Source organism: Polaromonas sp. YR568, assembly GCF_943369415.1.
Classification (GTDB): Bacteria; Pseudomonadota; Gammaproteobacteria; order Burkholderiales; family Burkholderiaceae_C; genus Polaromonas.
Map to the genome: position 1 here is coordinate 114,534 of NZ_CALRNF020000002.1, position 17,545 is coordinate 132,078.

A 17,545-nucleotide genomic window follows, 5' to 3' on the forward strand; every position below is an offset into this window, starting at 1 on the left:
CTTTAGAGGAGGACGCGGCGGAAGTCGGCGAGGATTTGCCCGAGATAGGCGTTGAAGCGTGCGGCACTGGCGCCGTCGATCACGCGGTGGTCCCAGCTCAGCGACAGCGGCAACATGAGGCGCGGCTGGAAGGCCTTGCCGTCCCAGACCGGTTCCATCAGGCTCTTGCAGACGCCCAGGATGGCGACTTCGGGCGCATTGATGATGGGCGTGAAGTAGCGCCCGCCTATGCCGCCCAGAGAGGAAATCGTGAAGCAGGCGCCCGACATGTCGGCCGGGCTCAGCTTGCCGTCGCGTGCTTTCTTGGCGAGCTCCCCCATCTCCTGCGAGATCTGCACGATGCCCTTCTGGTCGGCGTTCTTGATGACGGGAACGACCAGGCCGTTGGGGGTGTCGGCGGCGAAGGCGACGTTGTAGTACTGCTTGAGCACCAGTTGGTCGCCGTCGAGCGATGCGTTGAACTCGGGGAATTTCTTGAGCGCGGCGACCGAGGCCTTGATCAGGAAGGCCAGCATGGTGATCTTGATGCCGGCTTTCTCGTTTTCCTTGTTCATCAGCACGCGGAAGGCTTCGAGCTCGGTGATGTCGGCATCATCGTGGTTGCAGACGTGCGGGATCATCACCCAGTTGCGGTGCAGGTTGGCGCCGCTGATCTTCTTGATGCGCGACATGTCCTTGCGCTCGACCGGGCCGAACTTGGTGAAGTCGACCTTGGGCCATGGCAGCAAATCGAGGCCTGCGCCGCCGCCGGACGATGCCGGCGCCTTGGCGGCCTGGGCCTGGGTGCGGACGCTGCCGTCCATCACCGACTTGGTGAAGGCCTGCACGTCGTCCTGCGTGATGCGGCCCTTGGGGCCCGAGCCCTTGACTTCGGCCAGGGGCACGCCGAGTTCGCGCGCAAACTTGCGCACCGAGGGAGAGGCATGCGGCAGGTTGCCTTGCGGGGCGGTGGTGGGGTCATGCGCCGGCTGGCTGGCGGGTGCTGCGGCAGCGGGCGCGGGCACGGAAGCCGTTGCGGGCGCCGGGGCGGCTGCGCTTGCTGCAGGCGCCGGTGCGGCGGCGGGCGCTGCGCTGGCGGCTGCAGCTGTTGAGCCTTCAAGAACGGCCAACAGGTCGCCGATGTTGACGACGTCGCCCATCTTGACCTTGAGCTCCTTGAGCACGCCGGCGGCCGAGGACGGGATTTCCATCGAGGCCTTGTCGGATTCGACGGTGATCAGCGACTGCTCGGCCTTGATGGTGTCGCCGGGCTTGACCAGGATTTCAATGACGGAGACGTCCTTGAAGTCGCCGATGTCGGGAACGCGGACTTCGACCGGGCCGGAAGCCGCGGCAGGCGCCGGTGCGGCGGCGGGCGCCGGTGCCGGCGCGCTGGCCGCAGGCGCTGCGGGAGCAGCCGCGGCCTTTGCCGGTGCGGCCGGTGCAGCTGGCGCGGCGGCTTCGGCGCCGGCCACTTCCAGCGTCAATACGACCGAGCCCTGCTTGACCTTGTCGTCGAGCTTGACGCGCAGTTCCTTGACCACACCCGCGTGGCTGGAAGGGATTTCCATGGAGGCCTTGTCGGACTCCACGGTGATCAGCGACTGCTCGGCTTTCACGGTGTCGCCGGGCTTGACCAGCAATTCGATCACCGTCACTTCGTCGAAATCCCCGATATCAGGAACTTGAATGTCTACCACTGCCATATCTTGTCTCCGTTTGCTTCAGGCGTCTGTGCGTCTACGTCAGGGTTTTAACTCAAGCGTAAAGCGGATTGATCTTGTCGACATTGATGCCGTACTTCTTGATGGCTTCCGTCACCTTGGCGACCGGCACGGTGCCCTCTTCGCTGAGCGCCTTGAGGGCGGCCACGACGATGTAATGGCGGTTGATCTCGAAGTGCTCGCGCAGCTTGCTGCGGAAGTCGCTGCGGCCGAAACCGTCGGTGCCCAGCACCTTGAAGGTGCGGCCCTTGGGGATGAAGGAGCGGATCTGCTCGGCATAGGCCTTCATGTAGTCGGTGGAGGCGACGACGGGGCCGGTGTGCTTTTCGAGCTGCTCGGCCACGAAGGACACCTTGGGCTTGTCGGCCGGGTGCAGCAGGTTCCAGCGCTCGGTGCTCTGGCCGTCGCGGGCCAGTTCGTTGAAGCTCGGGCAGCTCCAGACGTTGGCGGCGACGCCCCATTCCTTCTCGAGCAGCTCCTGCGCGGCAATGGATTCGCGCAGGATGGTGCCGGAGCCCAGCAGTTGCACGCGCGGCGTGAGCTTGGCGCCTTCCTTGCAGAGGTACATGCCCTTGATGATCTGCTCTTCGGTGCCGGGCTTGAGGCCGGGCATGGCGTAGTTTTCATTAAGCAGCGTGAGGTAGAAGTAGACGTTGTCCTGCTTCTCGACCATGCGTTTGAGGCCATGGTGCAGGATGACGCCGACTTCGTGCGCAAACGTCGGGTCGTAGCTGATGCAGTTGGGGATGGTGCCGGCCAGGATGTGGCTGTGGCCGTCTTCGTGCTGCAGGCCTTCGCCGTTGAGCGTGGTGCGGCCGGAAGTGCCGCCCAGCAGGAAGCCGCGCGCCTGCATGTCGCCTGCCGCCCAGGCCAGGTCGCCGACGCGCTGGAAGCCGAACATCGAGTAGTACACGTAGAACGGGATCATGATCCGGTTGTTGGTGCTGTACGAGGTGGCCGCGGCGATCCAGCTGCTCATGCCGCCGGCTTCGTTGATGCCTTCCTGCAGGATCTGGCCCTTTTTGTCTTCCTTGTAGTACATCACCTGGTCTTTGTCGACCGGCGTGTATTTCTGGCCGTCAGGGTTGTAGATGCCGATCTGGCGGAACAGGCCTTCCATGCCGAAGGTGCGGGCTTCGTCCACCAGGATGGGCACGACGCGCGGGCCCAGGGCCTGGTCGCGCAGCAGCTGCGTGAGGAAGCGAACGTAGGCCTGCGTGGTGGAGATTTCGCGGCCTTCGGCCGTGGGCTCCATCACCGACTTGAAGGTGTCCAGTGAAGGCACGGTGAACTGCTCGTCGGCCTTGACGCGGCGGTGCGGCAGGTAGCCGCCCAGGGCCTTGCGGCGCTCGTGCAGGTAACGCATCTCGGGCGTGTCTTCGGCTGGCTTGTAGAAGGGGATGTCGGCCAGCTGGCTGTCGGGAATCGGGATGTTGAAGCGGTCGCGGAAGGCCTTGATATCCTCGTCGGCCAGCTTTTTGGTCTGGTGGACGTTGTTCTTGCCTTCGCCGATCTTGCCCATGCCGAAGCCCTTGACGGTCTTGATCAGCAGGACGGTGGGCTGGCCCTTGTGGTTGACGGCCTTGTGGAACGCCGCATAGACCTTTTGCGAATCGTGGCCGCCGCGGCGCAGGTTGAAGATGTCCTCGTCGCTCATCTTGGCGACCATCTCGAGCGTGCGCGGGTCCTGGCCGAAGAAATGCTTGCGGACGTAAGCGCCGTCATTGGCCTTCATGGCCTGGTAGTCGCCGTCCAGCGTGTCCATCATGACCTTCTTGAGCGCGCCGTCCTTGTCGCGGGCGAGCAATGGGTCCCAGTTGCTGCCCCACAGCAGCTTGATGACGTTCCAGCCGGCGCCGCGGAACTCGCCTTCGAGTTCCTGGATGATCTTGCCGTTGCCGCGCACCGGGCCGTCCAGGCGCTGCAGGTTGCAGTTGATGACGAAGACCAGGTTGTCGAGCTTTTCACGCGCGGCCAGGCCGATGGCGCCCATGGATTCGACTTCGTCCATCTCGCCGTCGCCGAGGAAGGCCCAGACCTTGCGGTTTTCGGTGTTGGCGATGCCGCGGGCGTGCAGGTACTTGAGAAAACGCGCCTGGTAGATCGCCATCAACGGGCCCAGGCCCATGGAGACGGTGGGGAACTGCCAGAACTCGGGCATCAGCTTGGGATGCGGGTAGCTGGACAGGCCCTTGCCGTCGACTTCCTGCCGGAAGTTGAGGAGCTGCTCTTCGGTCAGGCGGCCTTCGAGGTAGGCGCGGGCATAGACGCCGGGCGACACGTGGCCCTGGATGTAGAGGCAGTCGCCGCCGTGTTCTTTACCCGGCTCAGTGCTCTCGGCGTGCCAGAAGTGGTTGAAGCCGGCGCCGAACAGGCTGGCCAGCGAGGCGAAGGAGCCGATGTGGCCGCCCAGGTCGCCGCCGTCGGCGGGGTGCAGGCGGTTGGCCTTGACCACCATGGCCATGGCGTTCCAGCGCATGTAGGCGCGCAGGCGTTCCTCGATCTCGAGGTTGCCGGGCGAGCGCTCTTCCTGGTCGGTTTCAATGGTGTTGACGTAGCCGGTGTTGGCCGAGAAGGGCATGTCTATGCTCTTCTGGCGGGCGTGTTCCAGCAGTTGCTCGAGCAGGAAGTGGGCGCGCTCAGGGCCTTCGCTTTCGATGACGGCGCTCAGCGCGTCCATCCACTCGCGGGTTTCCTGGCTGTCTTTGTCCAGTGCGTCGTTGGCGGCGGCGTGCAAGTTGTCGCCGGCTTGGGTGGGATTGGCAGCCATTTTTGTCTCCTGAGTAGCCTGATAAAGCTTGTTTAACCTGCGGTGCGGCCTCTTGTCGGGCCGCGCGCAGAGCCTGTGTCCAACTTGGGTCTAAGCGTGTTGTAAACGCAAATTAGATTCAAGTCTCTAGTTTCTCATAATATTCCTACGATTTCAAATCGTGCTTACGCGTTTCACATTAAGAAATTTAAAACTAAGCATGCGTTTCATCAAACCAGCCGCTGATCGACCATCCATCCAGCGTACGCAGCCCACGCGGTACGACGCTTCACCTTAAAAGATCAGGGTCAACCCTGAACGCCGAGGGGCATCTCCCTTAAACTGCATCCACCCTATGACCCAGCAAGCCCCCGCCCCCGCCGACACCGCGGTGAACCCCGCCCCCTTCGCCGTGTGGCGCCGCTGGTGGCGCAAGCAATCACCGTCGCGCCAGGACCGCTTCATCACGCTGGGGCCGCTGCTGGCCGTCGTGCTTTTCCTGGCCGCCGTGATTGCCGCCTTCGGTTATCTGCGCATCGAGGAAATCGACCGCGAGCAGCAAGCCGTCAAGCGCGACGTGGAGTACGCGCAGCAGCGCCTGCGCCTGCGCCTGCTGGAACGGCAAGAGCAGCTCATGCGCATAGGCCGCGACGTTTCCAACCGGGAAATCGACACTGAAGAATTCATCACGCAGGCCGAATCGCTGGTCAACCAGTACCCCGAACTGATGGCGGTCACGTGGGTGGACAGCAAGCGGCGCATCAAGGTCTCCTATGTGTCTCCCAGCGCCAACGCCAGCCAGTTGCGCGGCGCGGGCGAACAGCTCAAGGTCGGCGAGACCGACGGCACCTACGAGCTGGCCAGGGACTTGCGCCAGCCGGTGTATTCGCGGCCGCTGGCGGCCAAGGAGGCCGGCGGCTACAACGCGCCCACGCTGCAGCTGCAGGTGCCGCTGGACGACCAGGGCAAGTTTGCCGGCGTCATCATGGGTGAATACTCCATCGACGGGCTGCTGCGCTTTGGCGTGCCGACGGAGGTCACGGCCAAATATGCCGTCACGCTGGTGGACGACAAAAACCAGGTGCTGGCGGGCAACCTGCCGCCGCCGCGCAACCCCGCGGCGCGGCTGCTGCCCTGGTCCGACGGCGCGGCCGAGTATGAGATACCGGTTTCGCCGGTCGGCAACGGCCTGCTGATACGCGCCGAGGGCTACCGCACCTCGCTGGGCGTGGTGGGCAGCGGCTTTTTCTGGCTGGTCAGCGCCCTGAGCGCGCTGACGGTGTGGATGCTGCTGGGCACCTGGCGCCACACGCGCCGCCGTGTGCAGGCCCAGCAAGCCTTGATTTCCGAAACCAACTTCCGCCGCGCGATGGAAAATTCCATGCTGACCGGCATGCGCGCGCTCGACCTGCAGGGCCGTATCACCTATGTCAACCCGGCCTTCTGCCAGATGACGGGCCTGACCGAAGGCGACCTGGTGGGCCGCACGCCTCCCTTCCCGCACTGGCCGGAAGGCGAGATCGACACCCTGATGCAGCGGCTGGACGACGAACTGCACGGCCGCACGCCACCGGGCGGCTTCGAGGTGCGCGTCAAGCGCAAGAACGGCCAGATCTTCGACGCCCGCATGTACGTGTCGCCGCTGATTGACCCGCGCGGGCAGCAGACCGGCTGGATGACCTCGATGACGGACATCACCGAGCCCAAGCGCATCCGCGAAGAGCTGACGGCCTCCTACGAGCGCTTCACCACGGTGCTGGAAGGGCTGGACGCGGCGGTGTCCGTGGCGCCGCTGGGAAGCGAGGAACTGCTGTTCGCCAACAAGCTGTACCGCTCATGGTTCGGCGGCGAGGTGTCGGGCCACCTGAACCTGATCGCGCAGGCCGGCGTGCCGAGCGCCGTGCCCACCGACGACACGCTGGACGCGGTTGACGGCCTGGCAGGCCTGCCCACCGACACGCTGACGGCGGCGCAAACCGAAAACGCTGAAATCTTTGTGCCCGAGCTCAGCAAATGGCTGGAAGTGCGTTCGCGCTACCTGACCTGGGTGGACGGCCGCCTGGCGCAGATGGTGATCGCCACCGACATCACGCCGCGGCGCCATGCCGAGGAGCAGGCCGCCCAGCAAAACGAACGGGCCCAGACCGCCAGCCGCCTGATCACCATGGGCGAGATGGCCTCCAGCGTGGCGCACGAGCTGAACCAGCCGCTGACAGCCATCAACAACTATTGCAACGGCATGGTCTCGCGCATCAAGGGCAAGCAGATCAGCAACGAAGACCTGCTGATCGCGCTGGACAAGACCGCCAAGCAGGCGCACCGCGCCGGACAGATCATCCAGCGCATACGCTCCTTCGTCAAACGCAGCGAGCCCAACCGCACGGCCGCCGACGTGGCCACCATGGTCAGCAACGCCATGGAGCTGGCCGACATCGAACTGCGCCGCCACCATGTGCGCCTGAGCCACTACATCGCGGCCCGTCTGCCCGAGATCATGGTGGACCCCATCCTGATCGAGCAGGTGCTGATCAACCTGATGAAAAACGCGGCCGAATCCATCGAGCAGGCGCACCTGCCCACGGCGCGCCGCAGCGTCGAGTTGCGCGTGGTGCCCAAGACCATTGAAGACCAGGCCGTGGTGGAGTTTTCGGTGCTCGACACCGGGCGCGGCCTCTCGCCCGAAGTCATGGGCCGGCTCTACGAGGCCTTCTATTCGACCAAGGCCGAAGGCATGGGCATAGGCCTCAAGCTGTGCCGCAGCATTGTCGAGTCCCACCAGGGAAGAATGGAGGCGGAGAACCTCTACAATGGGGACGAAGTGGTGGGGTGCCGGTTTACCTTCTGGATCCCTGTAACACCCCTGCTCTCGCCGTCGGCGCCCGCCAACGACGGCGCGGCGGCCAGGAACGCAGGCGTTCACTGAAAACCCTTCAAGAACCGTCTCTTGAGAAGTTCACGAAAGAAAGTTTGGCATGAGCTTGATTCCCAAAAAAGGTACCGTCTACGTCGTTGATGATGACGAGGGCGTGCGCGACTCGCTGCAGTGGCTGCTCGAAGGCAAGGACTACCGCGTCCGCTGCTACGATTCGGCCGAAACTTTCCTCTCCCGCTACGACCCGCGCGAAGTTGCCTGCCTGATCGTCGACATCCGCATGGGCGGCATGACGGGCCTGGAACTGCAGGACCGGCTGGTCGAGCGCAAGTCACCCCTGCCCATCGTGTTCATCACCGGCCACGGCGACGTGCCCATGGCGGTCAACACCATGAAAAAAGGCGCGATGGATTTCATCCAGAAGCCTTTCCAGGAAGAAGCCCTGGTCAACCTGGTCGAGCGCATGCTGGAGCAGGCCAAGGAAGCCTTCAGCGAATTCCAGCAGTCCGCCAGCCGCGACGCCCTGCTGGCCAAGCTCACCTCGCGCGAAGCCCAGGTGCTCGAACGCATCGTAGCGGGCCGCCTCAACAAACAGATCGCCGACGACCTGGGCATCAGCATCAAGACGGTGGAGGCGCACCGCGCCAACATCATGGAAAAGCTCAACGCCAACACCGTGGCCGACCTGCTCAAAATCGCCCTGGGGTCCAACGCGCCCAAGGCCTGATCCCCTCTTTTGCTATCCCCCGATAGCTCTAACGCCCGTATTGATTGGACCAGCGGGCGTTTTTACTTTGAGAAACCGATTCAAAAATGACCGCCCAGCTGATTGACGGAAACGCCCTCTCCAAGCAATTGCGCGCTGACGTCGCGCAGCGAGCCGCCGCCCTGCGCGCGCGCGGCATCACGCCAGGCCTGGCCGTGGTGCTGGTGGGCGAAAACCCCGCCAGCCAGGTCTATGTGCGCAACAAGGTCAAAGCCTGCGAAGACAACGGCCTGCATTCGGTGCTCGAAAAATACCCCGACACGCTGAGCGAGGCCGACCTGCTGGCGCGCGTGGATGCGCTCAACAATGACCCGTCCATCCATGGCATTCTGGTGCAGCTACCGCTGCCGGCGCACATCGATGCGCACAAGGTGATCGAGGCCATCTCGCCGGCCAAGGACGTGGACGGTTTTCACGTCGCCAGCGCCGGCGCGCTCATGGTCGGCCAGCCGGGCTTCTGGCCTTGCACGCCTTATGGCTGCATGAAGATGCTGGAGAGCATTGGCTACGACCTCAAAGGCAAGCATGCCGTGGTCATAGGCCGCAGCAACATCGTCGGCAAGCCGATGGCGCTGATGCTGCTGCAAAAGAACGCCACCGTCACGATCTGCCACAGCGCGACCAAAGACCTCAAGGCAATGACCTTGCAAGCCGACGTGGTCGTCGCAGCCGTTGGCAAACGCAATGTACTGACAGCCGACATGGTCAAGCCGGGCGCCGTCGTGATCGACGTGGGCATGAACCGCAACGATGAAGGCAAGCTCTGCGGCGACGTGGATTTTGAGGGCGTGAAGGAGGTCGCGGGCTACATCACGCCGGTGCCCGGCGGCGTGGGCCCCATGACCATCACCATGCTGCTGGTGAACACGCTGGAAGCCGCAGAACGCGGCTGAAAAGGCCCCCACGGTCGCTCACTTCGTGTAGCTCCCTGCCCCCCGAGGGGGCCGCTGCGCCTGCGGCCTGGCAAAGCCAGTTCCGCGGCCCCAGCTTGTAAAGAACAGCCCTTCGCGACGCAAGCCCCTAGGCCGCGGCATTCTCTTGCGATGCGTGCGTCAGGCGCCAAAGCGCCACGCCGGCGCACAACCACTGCACGACATACAAGGCCGTGCCCAGCCCATGCCAGAGCTTGAGGTTGCCGCCTTCGGCGCGCGCGCTGACGATGCGCGGCGCGATGCCGAACTCCACGATCAAAGCCAACAGCAAGCCGGCCACAACGAACTTCATCGCGCCCTGGGCTTGCCGCGCAAGAGCCGCATCGTCTTTCTTATTGAGCACCACCAGCAAGAGCATGGCGCAACCCGCGCTGACCCAGGTCTGCGCGGTGAAGAGCTTGGCCGCCATGGCGCCGGCCACGGCAGGCGCTCCGAGGTTGGCGAACAGCATGGGGACGACGACGAATCCCAGCCCGGTCAGACTGCCCCACCAGAGGGCGGCCACCATCACATTGAAGCGCTGCTTGAACATTTAGGCGAGGTCATACCAGCAGGGGCCGCGGAACCGGCTTTGCCGGGCCGCAGGCGCAGCGGCCCCTCAAGTGATGAGAGGGGCAGGAAGATGCCGCAGGCCGCACGCAGTGAGCGACCGTGGGGGCTCATATGTACATCACCGCGATGATTTCGTAGCGCTTGATGCCGCCCGGCGCCTGGACTTCTGCGGTGTCGCCCTCGTCCTTGCCGATCAGCGCGCGCGCGATCGGCGAGCCGATGTTGACCCGGCCCTGCTTGATGTCCGCCTCGTCTTCCCCGACGATCTGGTAGGTCACCTTGTCGCCGGTTTCCTCGTCTTCCAGTTCGATGGTGGAGCCGAACACCACCTTGCCGCCCGCGTCCAGCTCGGACGGGTCGATGATTTGCGCGGCGGAGAGTTTGCCTTCGATCTCCTGGATGCGGCCCTCAATGAAACCCTGGCGGTCCTTGGCGGCATCGTATTCGGCGTTTTCGCTCAGGTCGCCCTGGGCGCGCGCTTCGGAAATGGAATTGATGACCCAGGGGCGGTCAACGGTTTTCAGCTGGTGCAGCTCTGCCTTGAGGCTTTCCGCGCCGCGCTTGGTAATGGGAATGGTGGCCATGTTTTTTGCTCCTGCAAAAGCGAAACCGCCACCAGTCACCTGGCGGCGGCGCTTGAATCCAAAATTTCAATGAAACAAGTTTAATGCAAATCGGGCCCGGATCAACCTGGAAATGGCCCCGGGAAAAACCCGGTTTACAAGGTCTCAGGCCAGCTGGGCATGCAGCTCCTGCACGGAGTAGACCGGCAGGTTGTCCAGGTATTTCATGCCCTCCACGGCCGCTTCGGCGCCCGCGATGGTGGTGTAGGTCGTCACGCGGGCCAGCAGCGCCGATGTGCGGATCTGGCGCGAATCGGTGATCGCGTTGCGCCGCTCTTCGACGGTGTTGATGACCAGGGCAATCTCGTTGTTCTTGATCATGTCCACCACGTGCGGCCGGCCTTCGGTGACCTTGTTGACCACAGTGCAGGCAATGCCCGCCGCCTGGATGGCCGCGGCCGTGCCCTTGGTCGCCACCAGTTCGAACTTCTGCGCGGCCAGCGCGCGCGCGACTTCCACGGCGCGCGGCTTGTCGTTGTTCTTGACGGTGAGGAAAACCTTGCCGGACGTCGGCAGTTTGGTGCCGGCACCGAGCTGGGACTTCACGAAGGCTTCGCCGAAGGTCTTGCCCACGCCCATGACTTCGCCGGTGGACTTCATCTCGGGGCCGAGAATCGTGTCCACGCCGGGGAATTTGACGAAGGGGAACACCGCTTCCTTGACGCTGAAGTAAGGGGGCGTGACTTCGTCCTTGATGCCCTGCGAGGCCAGCGACTGGCCGACCATGCAGCGCGCCGCCACCTTGGCCAGCTGGATGCCGGTGGCCTTGCTGACGAAAGGCACGGTGCGCGAGGCGCGCGGGTTGACTTCCAGCACGTAGATCACGTCCTTGCCGTCAATGTTCTGGATGGCGAACTGCACGTTCATGAGGCCCACCACCGTCAGCGCCTCGGCCATGGCCGCGGTCTGCCGCTTGATTTCGGTGACGGTTTCGGCACTCAGCGAATACGGCGGCAGCGAGCAGGCCGAGTCGCCGCTGTGCACGCCGGCTTGTTCGATGTGTTCCATCACGCCGCCGATAAAGGTGCGGCCCTCGGGGTCGCGCAGGCAGTCGACGTCGCATTCGATCGCGTCGTTCAGGAAGCGGTCCAGCAGCACGGGCGAGTCATGGCTGACCTTGACGGCTTCGCGCATGTAGCGCTCAAGGTCGCGCTGCTCGTGCACGATTTCCATCGCGCGGCCGCCCAGCACATAGCTGGGGCGCACGACCAGGGGGTAGCCCAGCGCGTAGGCTTTTTCCAGCGCTTCGGGCTCGGTGCGCGCCGTGGCATTGGGCGGCTGGCGCAGTTTCAACTCGTGCAGCAGTTTCTGGAAGCGCTCGCGGTCTTCGGCGGCGTCGATCATGTCGGGCGAGGTGCCGATGATGGGAACGCCGTTGGCTTCCAGGTCCAGCGCCAGCTTCAAAGGCGTCTGGCCGCCGTACTGGACGATCACGCCAAGCGGTTTTTCCTTGTCGACGATCTCAAGCACGTCTTCCAGCGTCAGCGGCTCAAAATACAGGCGGTCGCTGGTGTCGTAGTCGGTGGAGACGGTCTCGGGGTTGCAATTGACCATGATGGTCTCGTAGCCGTCTTCGCGCATGGCCAGCGCCGCGTGCACGCAGCAGTAGTCGAACTCGATACCCTGCCCGATGCGGTTGGGCCCGCCGCCCAGCACCATGATTTTTTTATTGTCGGTGGGCGCGGCTTCGCACTCGCTGCCTTCAGCCTCGTAGGTCGAATACATGTAGGCGGTGTTGGTCGCGAACTCGGCGGCGCAGGTGTCCACGCGCTTGTAGACCGGGCGCACGCCAAGGGCGCGGCGCTTTTCGCGAACGGCGGTGTCCGTGGTCTTGAGCTGTTTGGCCAGGCGCCGGTCAGAGAAGCCTTTTTGCTTGAGCGCGCGCAGCGTGACGGCGTCGATCTTGTCGAGCGAGGTGGTTTCGAGTTCGAGCTCGATCTTGACGATCTGCTCGATCTGCACGAGGAACCAGGGGTCTATCTTGGTCAGCGCAAAGACTTCGTCGACGCTCATGCCCAGGGCGAAGGCGTCGCCGACGTACCAGATGCGGTCGGGGCCGGGTGCGCCGAGTTCTTTCTCGAGCACTTCGCGGTCCTGGGTTTTTTCGTTCATGCCGTCCACGCCGACTTCCAGGCCGCGCAGCGCTTTCTGGAAAGACTCCTGGAAGGTGCGGCCCATGGCCATCACTTCGCCGACGGACTTCATCTGCGTGGTCAGGCGCGAATCGGCGGCGGGGAATTTCTCGAACGCAAAGCGCGGAATCTTGGTGACGACGTAGTCGATGCTGGGCTCGAAGCTCGCGGGGGTGGCGCCGCCCGTGATCTCGTTGCGCAGCTCGTCCAGCGTGTAGCCCACGGCCAGCTTGGCCGCGACCTTGGCGATCGGGAAACCCGTGGCCTTGGAGGCCAGCGCCGAAGAGCGCGACACGCGCGGGTTCATCTCGATCACGACCATGCGGCCGTCGACCGGGTTGATGGAGAACTGCACGTTGGAACCGCCGGTGTCCACGCCGATTTCGCGCAGCACGGCCAGCGAGGCGTTGCGCAGGATCTGGTATTCCTTGTCGGTCAGCGTCTGGGCCGGCGCCACGGTGATGGAGTCGCCGGTGTGCACGCCCATGGGGTCCAGATTTTCGATCGAGCAGACGATGATGCAGTTGTCGGCCGTGTCGCGCACGACTTCCATCTCATACTCTTTCCAGCCGAGCAGCGATTCCTCGATCAGCAACTCGTTGGTGGGCGAGGCTTCGAGGCCGCGCTTGCAGATGACTTCAAACTCTTCGGAGTTGTAGGCGATGCCGCCGCCGGTGCCGCCCAGCGTGAAGCTGGGGCGGATCACGGTCGGGAAGCCGACAGTCTTCTGGACGGCCCAGGCTTCGTCCATGCTGTGCGCGATGCCGGAGCGGGCCGAGCCCAAACCGATTTTTGTCATCGCGTCCTTGAACTTGAGGCGGTCTTCGGCCTTGTCGATGGCCTCGGGCTTGGCGCCTATCAGTTCGACCTTGTATTTGTCGAGCACGCCGTTGTGCCAGAGGTCCAGCGCGCAGTTGAGAGCGGTCTGCCCGCCCATGGTCGGCAGGATGGCATCGGGGCGTTCCTTGGCGATGATTTTTTCAACCGTCTGCCAGGTGATGGGCTCGATGTAGGTGACGTCGGCGGTGGCCGGGTCGGTCATGATCGTCGCGGGGTTGCTGTTGATCAGGATGACCTTGTAGCCCTCTTCGCGCAGCGCCTTGCAGGCCTGCACGCCGGAGTAGTCGAACTCGCAGGCCTGGCCGATGATGATGGGGCCGGCGCCGATGATGAGGACGCTCTTGATGTCTGTGCGCTTAGGCATTCTTCTTCTCCTGGGCCTGTTCCATCAGCGCGGTGAAACGGTCGAACAAGTATGAAATATCGTGCGGGCCGGGCGAGGCCTCCGGGTGGCCCTGGAAGCAGAACGCCGGCTTGTCGGTGCGGGCCAGGCCTTGCAGCGTGCCGTCGAACAGGCTGATGTGCGTGGGCCGCAGGTTGGCGGGCAGGCTTTTCTCGTCGACCGCGAAGCCGTGGTTCTGGCTGGTGATGCTGACACGGCCGTTGTCCAGGTCTTTGACCGGGTGGTTGGCGCCGTGGTGGCCGAACTTCATCTTGAAGGTTTTCGCGCCGCTGGCCAGCGCCATGATCTGGTGGCCCAGGCAGATGCCGAAAGTCGGGATGCCGGTCTCTATCAGTTCACGCACGGCCGTGATCGCGTAGTCGCACGGCTCGGGGTCGCCCGGGCCGTTGGCCAGGAAGATGCCGTCGGGCTTGAGTTTGAGCACGTCGGCGGCGGGTGTTTGGGCCGGCACCACCGTGATGCGCGCGCCGCGTTCGGCCATCATGCGCAGGATGTTTTTCTTCACGCCGAAGTCGAAGGCCACCACGTGGAATTTCGGCGTGATCTGCACGCCGTAGCCGGCGCCCAGTTTCCACTCGGTCTGCGTCCATTCGTAGGTCTGCTTGACCGAGACCACCTTGGCCAGGTCCAGGCCGGCCATGCTGGGCGCGCCGCGGGCTGCGGCGACGGCTTTTTCGATCGCGGGCTGGCTCACCGCTTCGCCGGCGGGCAGGGCCAGGATGCAGCCGTTCTGCGCGCCCTTGGTGCGCAGGTGGCGCGTGAGCTGGCGCGTGTCTATGCCGGCGATGGCGACGGTGTTTTCCTTGACCAGGTATTCGGACAGGGTCATGGTCATGCGGAAGTTCGAGGCCAGCAGCGGCAGGTCCTTGATGATCAGGCCGGCGGCGTGGACTTTTTCAGCCTCGACGTCTTCGGCATTGATGCCGTAGTTGCCGATGTGCGGGTACGTGAGCGTGACGATCTGCTGGCAGTAGCTGGGATCCGTGAGGATTTCCTGGTAGCCGGTCATGGCGGTGTTGAACACCACCTCCCCGACTGTGGAGCCCGCGGCCCCAATGGAATTGCCGATAAAGACCGTGCCGTCTGCGAGCGCCAGGATGGCGTGAGGGGTATTTCCCTGTAGAGACAAAAGCACTGGGTTCTCCGGGTTGGTTACGGTTCGCCCAAGCGTGCACAAGAAACGTCTCGGTCAAGACTGTTGCAGGCTGCTTTTGTGAGGGTGGTGGCTTTGTATGCGCTCGGGCGAAGCTGTGTTTTGAAAAGCCCTTGATTATAGCCTAGGGGATGAGGCCCCCACGCTTGTCGCTTCGCGTACTGCGCTGCCCCCCGAGGGGGCGCCGCGCCTGCGGCCTGGCAAAGCCAGTTCCGCGGCCCCTGCTGGTGAAGACAAAACCTCACCCACTGCTTGTGGGTTTACGAATCGGGAGAGACTGCCAACGAACTTGCGTACAGGCAGATCGCGGCAGCGGCGGCGACGTTGAGCGACTCTTCACCGCCCGGCTGGTCTATGCGGACTTTGAGGGCGGCCCTGGCCATCAGGTGGTCGCCGACGCCCTGCCCTTCGTGGCCCATGGCCCAGGCGCAGGGCATGGGCAGCTTTTGCTGGTGCAAAAAGCTGCCGTGGTGCGAGCTCGTGACGACGATGGGCACTGTCAGCGCCGCCAGCGCTTCTGGCTCCAGGCCTTCCACCAGCCGCAACGCAAAGTGGGCGCCCATGCCCGCACGCAGAACCTTGGGCGACCAGAGCGCCGCCGTGCCTTTGAGCGCGATAACCTGGCCGAAACCAAAGGCCGCCGCGCTGCGCAGGATGGAGCCGACGTTGCCGGCGTCCTGCACGCGGTCCAGGATCACCGAAGCTGCGCCGGGCTGCAGGCTGGCGGCGGCGGGCAGGTCCAGCACAAAGCCCATGCGCGCGGGCGACTCCAGGCCGCTGATTTCGGGCAGCAAGGCGTCGGGGATCACAATGCTTTTTGCGGCCGCCCGCGTCAATGTCGCGGGCGCCACGGGCCAGTAGGACTCCGAAAAAACAGCCAGGGCGGGTTGGAGCCCGCGCGCCAGCGCCGCACGGCACAGGTGGTCGCCTTCCAGCCAGACACGCCCCTGCTTGCGGTAAGCGGTGCTGTCCTGCGAGAGCTTGCGCAGGTCCTTGATCAGCGGGTTGTCGCGGGAGGTGACGTGCGTGACTTCGGCGGCGGGCCCGGCAATGCCCTGGCTCACCGCAGAACCTCGGCCACCGGCGCGAAGGACCTGCGGTGCTGGGGGCAGGCGCCATGCTCGCGCAGGGCCGCCAGGTGCTCGGCCGTGCAGTAGCCCTTGTGGTCGGCGAAGCCGTACTGGGGATATTCAAGGTGGAATTCGGCGCACCAGCGGTCGCGGTGTACTTTGGCCAGGATAGAGGCTGCAGAGATCGCGGGCACCAGCGCATCGCCCCCCACAATGGCTTCCGACAGGATCACCAGCGTGGGCAGGCGGTTACCGTCGACCAGCACCTTGTTGGGCTTCAGGCGCAGCCCCTCCACCGCGCGCTTCATGGCCAGCATGGTGGCCTGCAGTATGTTGATGCTGTCGATCTCTTCGGCCGTGGCCATGGCAATCGAGCAGCACAGGGCTTTGGCGCGGATTTCGTCGTAGAGCTTTTCGCGGCGCAGGGCCGTGAGCTTTTTGGAGTCGGCCAGGCCTTTGATCGGGTTCAGTTCGTCAAGGATGACGGCGGCGGCCACCACCGGACCCATCAAGGGCCCGCGCCCGGCCTCGTCAACACCGGCCACCAGCCCGGGAATGTCCCAGGACAGGGCGGTTTGCTCAGCTTTCAAGAATTTGCTGGATCGCATCGGTTGCTAATGTTGAAGTATCCCGCCGCAGCTCTGTGTGCAGCGCGGCGAATCGTTGTTCCACAGCCGCTATTTTGTCAGGTGCGGACGATTTTGCCTCCACCCATTGCAGGACGGCGGCAGCGAGCGCTTCGGGCGTGGCCTGGTCCTGCAGTAGCTCGGGGACGACAAAGTCCCGGCACAGGATGTTGGGCAGGCCGACCCAGGGCTGCAGCTTTTTGCGCCGCATGATCTGCCACGACAGCCAGTTCATGTTGTAGGCGATGACCATGGGCCGCTTGAAAAGCGCCGCCTCCAGCGTGGCCGTGCCGCTGGCGATCAGCGTGAGGTCGCAGGCGGCCAAGGCCGTGTGTGACTGGCCTTCGATGATCTGCAGGTGAGCCCGCATACCGGCCTCGTCGGCGATGCGCTCAATCACGGCCTTCAGGGCGGGAATAGCGGGCACGACGAATTGGACGTCTGGTTGCGCCCGCCGAATCAGGGCGGCGGCGGCAAAAAACCGTTGCGCCAGATACTGGATTTCCGACTTCCGGCTGCCGGGCAGGATGGCGATGACAGTGCTTTCATCCCGCAGGCCCAGCTCACGCCGTGCGGCGGCTCGGTCAGGCTGCAGGGGAATCACATTGGCCAGCGGATGCCCGACATAGGTCGCGGCAATGCCGTGGGCCGCCAGCAAGGCCGGCTCGAACGGGAATATGCACAGCACGTGGTCCACGCTGCGCCGGATTTTCTCAACGCGGTCGGCGCGCCAGGCCCAGATGGACGGGCTGACGAAGTGCACGGTCTTGATGCCCTGCGCTTTCAGTGCGGCCTCGAGGTCCAGGTTGAAATCGGGCGCATCCACACCCACAAAGATATCGGGGCGCTGGTCGAGCAGGCGTTGCTTGAGCTGTTCACGGATGCCGACGATTTCGCGGTAGTGGCGCAACACCTCGACATAACCGCGCACAGCCAGCTTTTCACTGGGCCACCAGGCGACAAAACCGCGTTTGGCCATTTGCGGGCCGCCTATGCCGCTGGAAGTCAGCCCGGGCCAACGGGCCTTGAAGCCATCGAGCAGCAGGCCCGCCAGCAGGTCACCGGAAGTTTCCCCCGCGACCATGGCCACCTTGGGCGCGTGACCGGCCAACAGTGTTGCGGCG

12 protein-coding genes are annotated in these 17,545 nt (G+C 64.2%); 3 read left to right on the forward strand and 9 right to left on the reverse strand.

Annotated elements, in window-relative coordinates:
- Positions 1-2: 2 nt before the first annotated feature.
- Together aceF and aceE are read right to left on the reverse strand one after the other, a co-directional pair.
- Positions 3-1,685: a dihydrolipoyllysine-residue acetyltransferase gene (gene aceF, locus ACLV74_RS01985; RefSeq protein WP_411877687.1), complete on the reverse strand. Its 1,683-nt coding sequence runs from the start codon at positions 1,683-1,685 to the stop codon at positions 3-5.
- Positions 1,686-1,737: 52 nt separating this feature from the next.
- On the reverse strand, positions 1,738-4,473 hold the full coding sequence (aceE, locus tag ACLV74_RS01990; RefSeq protein ID WP_411877688.1) for a pyruvate dehydrogenase (acetyl-transferring), homodimeric type: 2,736 nt from the start codon (positions 4,471-4,473) through the stop codon (positions 1,738-1,740).
- A 334-nt stretch (positions 4,474-4,807) separates the two neighbouring features.
- Between aceE and ACLV74_RS01995 the strand changes: the two genes are divergently transcribed.
- The 3 genes from ACLV74_RS01995 (at position 4,808) to folD (ending at position 8,983) form a co-directional block, all read left to right on the forward strand.
- The gene (locus tag ACLV74_RS01995; protein ID WP_411877689.1) at positions 4,808-7,375 is read left to right on the forward strand and encodes a PAS domain S-box protein; all 2,568 of its coding nucleotides are present in this window, start codon (positions 4,808-4,810) and stop codon (positions 7,373-7,375) included.
- A gap of 49 nt (positions 7,376-7,424) precedes the next feature.
- Positions 7,425-8,051, forward strand: coding sequence for a response regulator transcription factor (locus ACLV74_RS02000; RefSeq protein WP_411877690.1), 627 nt, complete (start codon positions 7,425-7,427; stop codon positions 8,049-8,051).
- A gap of 86 nt (positions 8,052-8,137) precedes the next feature.
- Positions 8,138-8,983, forward strand: coding sequence for a bifunctional methylenetetrahydrofolate dehydrogenase/methenyltetrahydrofolate cyclohydrolase FolD (gene folD, locus ACLV74_RS02005; RefSeq protein ID WP_411877691.1), 846 nt, complete (start codon positions 8,138-8,140; stop codon positions 8,981-8,983).
- Positions 8,984-9,110: 127 nt separating this feature from the next.
- On the opposite strand, the gene ACLV74_RS02010 is transcribed toward folD, so the two are convergent.
- The 7 genes from ACLV74_RS02010 to lpxB all read right to left on the reverse strand — a co-directional run bounded on the left by ACLV74_RS02010 (position 9,111) and on the right by lpxB (position 17,505).
- The gene (locus ACLV74_RS02010) at positions 9,111-9,554 is read right to left on the reverse strand and encodes a DUF4149 domain-containing protein (protein WP_411877692.1); all 444 of its coding nucleotides are present in this window, start codon (positions 9,552-9,554) and stop codon (positions 9,111-9,113) included.
- Positions 9,555-9,681: 127 nt separating this feature from the next.
- Positions 9,682-10,158 (reverse strand): transcription elongation factor GreA, encoded by a 477-nt coding sequence (greA, locus tag ACLV74_RS02015; RefSeq protein ID WP_411877693.1) that lies wholly within the window; start codon positions 10,156-10,158, stop codon positions 9,682-9,684.
- A 144-nt stretch (positions 10,159-10,302) separates the two neighbouring features.
- Positions 10,303-13,533, reverse strand: a complete 3,231-nt coding sequence (gene carB / locus ACLV74_RS02020; RefSeq protein ID WP_411877694.1) for a carbamoyl-phosphate synthase large subunit — start codon at positions 13,531-13,533, stop codon at positions 10,303-10,305.
- Positions 13,526-14,707 (reverse strand): glutamine-hydrolyzing carbamoyl-phosphate synthase small subunit, encoded by a 1,182-nt coding sequence (carA, locus tag ACLV74_RS02025; RefSeq protein ID WP_411877695.1) that lies wholly within the window; start codon positions 14,705-14,707, stop codon positions 13,526-13,528. Before carA ends, carB begins: the two co-directional genes overlap by 8 nt.
- Positions 14,708-14,985: 278 nt before the next feature.
- Positions 14,986-15,789 carry a TrmH family RNA methyltransferase gene (locus ACLV74_RS02030; RefSeq protein WP_411877696.1) on the reverse strand — a complete coding sequence of 268 codons (804 nt, stop codon included), beginning with the start codon at positions 15,787-15,789 and terminating at the stop codon, positions 14,986-14,988.
- Positions 15,786-16,403, reverse strand: coding sequence for a ribonuclease HII (rnhB, locus tag ACLV74_RS02035; RefSeq protein WP_411877697.1), 618 nt, complete (start codon positions 16,401-16,403; stop codon positions 15,786-15,788). The genes ACLV74_RS02030 and rnhB overlap by 4 nt, the downstream gene beginning before the upstream one ends.
- The gene (lpxB, locus tag ACLV74_RS02040) at positions 16,375-17,505 is read right to left on the reverse strand and encodes a lipid-A-disaccharide synthase (RefSeq protein ID WP_411877698.1); all 1,131 of its coding nucleotides are present in this window, start codon (positions 17,503-17,505) and stop codon (positions 16,375-16,377) included. Before lpxB ends, rnhB begins: the two co-directional genes overlap by 29 nt.
- Positions 17,506-17,545 lie beyond the last annotated feature (40 nt).

Bases quoted from the DNA above. Each gene is read 5' to 3' on its own strand.
- greA (WP_411877693.1), bottom strand. From the start codon at position 10,158: ATGGCCACCATTCCCATTACCAAGCGCGGCGCGGAAAGCCTCAAGGCA.
- aceE (WP_411877688.1), bottom strand. From the start codon at position 4,473: ATGGCTGCCAATCCCACCCAAGCCGGCGACAACTTGCACGCCGCCGCC.
- aceF (WP_411877687.1), bottom strand. From the start codon at position 1,685: ATGGCAGTGGTAGACATTCAAGTTCCTGATATCGGGGATTTCGACGAA.
- ACLV74_RS02000 (WP_411877690.1), top strand. From the start codon at position 7,425: ATGAGCTTGATTCCCAAAAAAGGTACCGTCTACGTCGTTGATGATGAC.
- rnhB (WP_411877697.1), bottom strand. From the start codon at position 16,403: ATGCGATCCAGCAAATTCTTGAAAGCTGAGCAAACCGCCCTGTCCTGG.
- folD (WP_411877691.1), top strand. From the start codon at position 8,138: ATGACCGCCCAGCTGATTGACGGAAACGCCCTCTCCAAGCAATTGCGC.
- ACLV74_RS01995 (WP_411877689.1), top strand. From the start codon at position 4,808: ATGACCCAGCAAGCCCCCGCCCCCGCCGACACCGCGGTGAACCCCGCC.
- lpxB (WP_411877698.1), bottom strand. From the start codon at position 17,505: ATGGTCGCGGGGGAAACTTCCGGTGACCTGCTGGCGGGCCTGCTGCTC.
- ACLV74_RS02010 (WP_411877692.1), bottom strand. From the start codon at position 9,554: ATGTTCAAGCAGCGCTTCAATGTGATGGTGGCCGCCCTCTGGTGGGGC.
- carB (WP_411877694.1), bottom strand. From the start codon at position 13,533: ATGCCTAAGCGCACAGACATCAAGAGCGTCCTCATCATCGGCGCCGGC.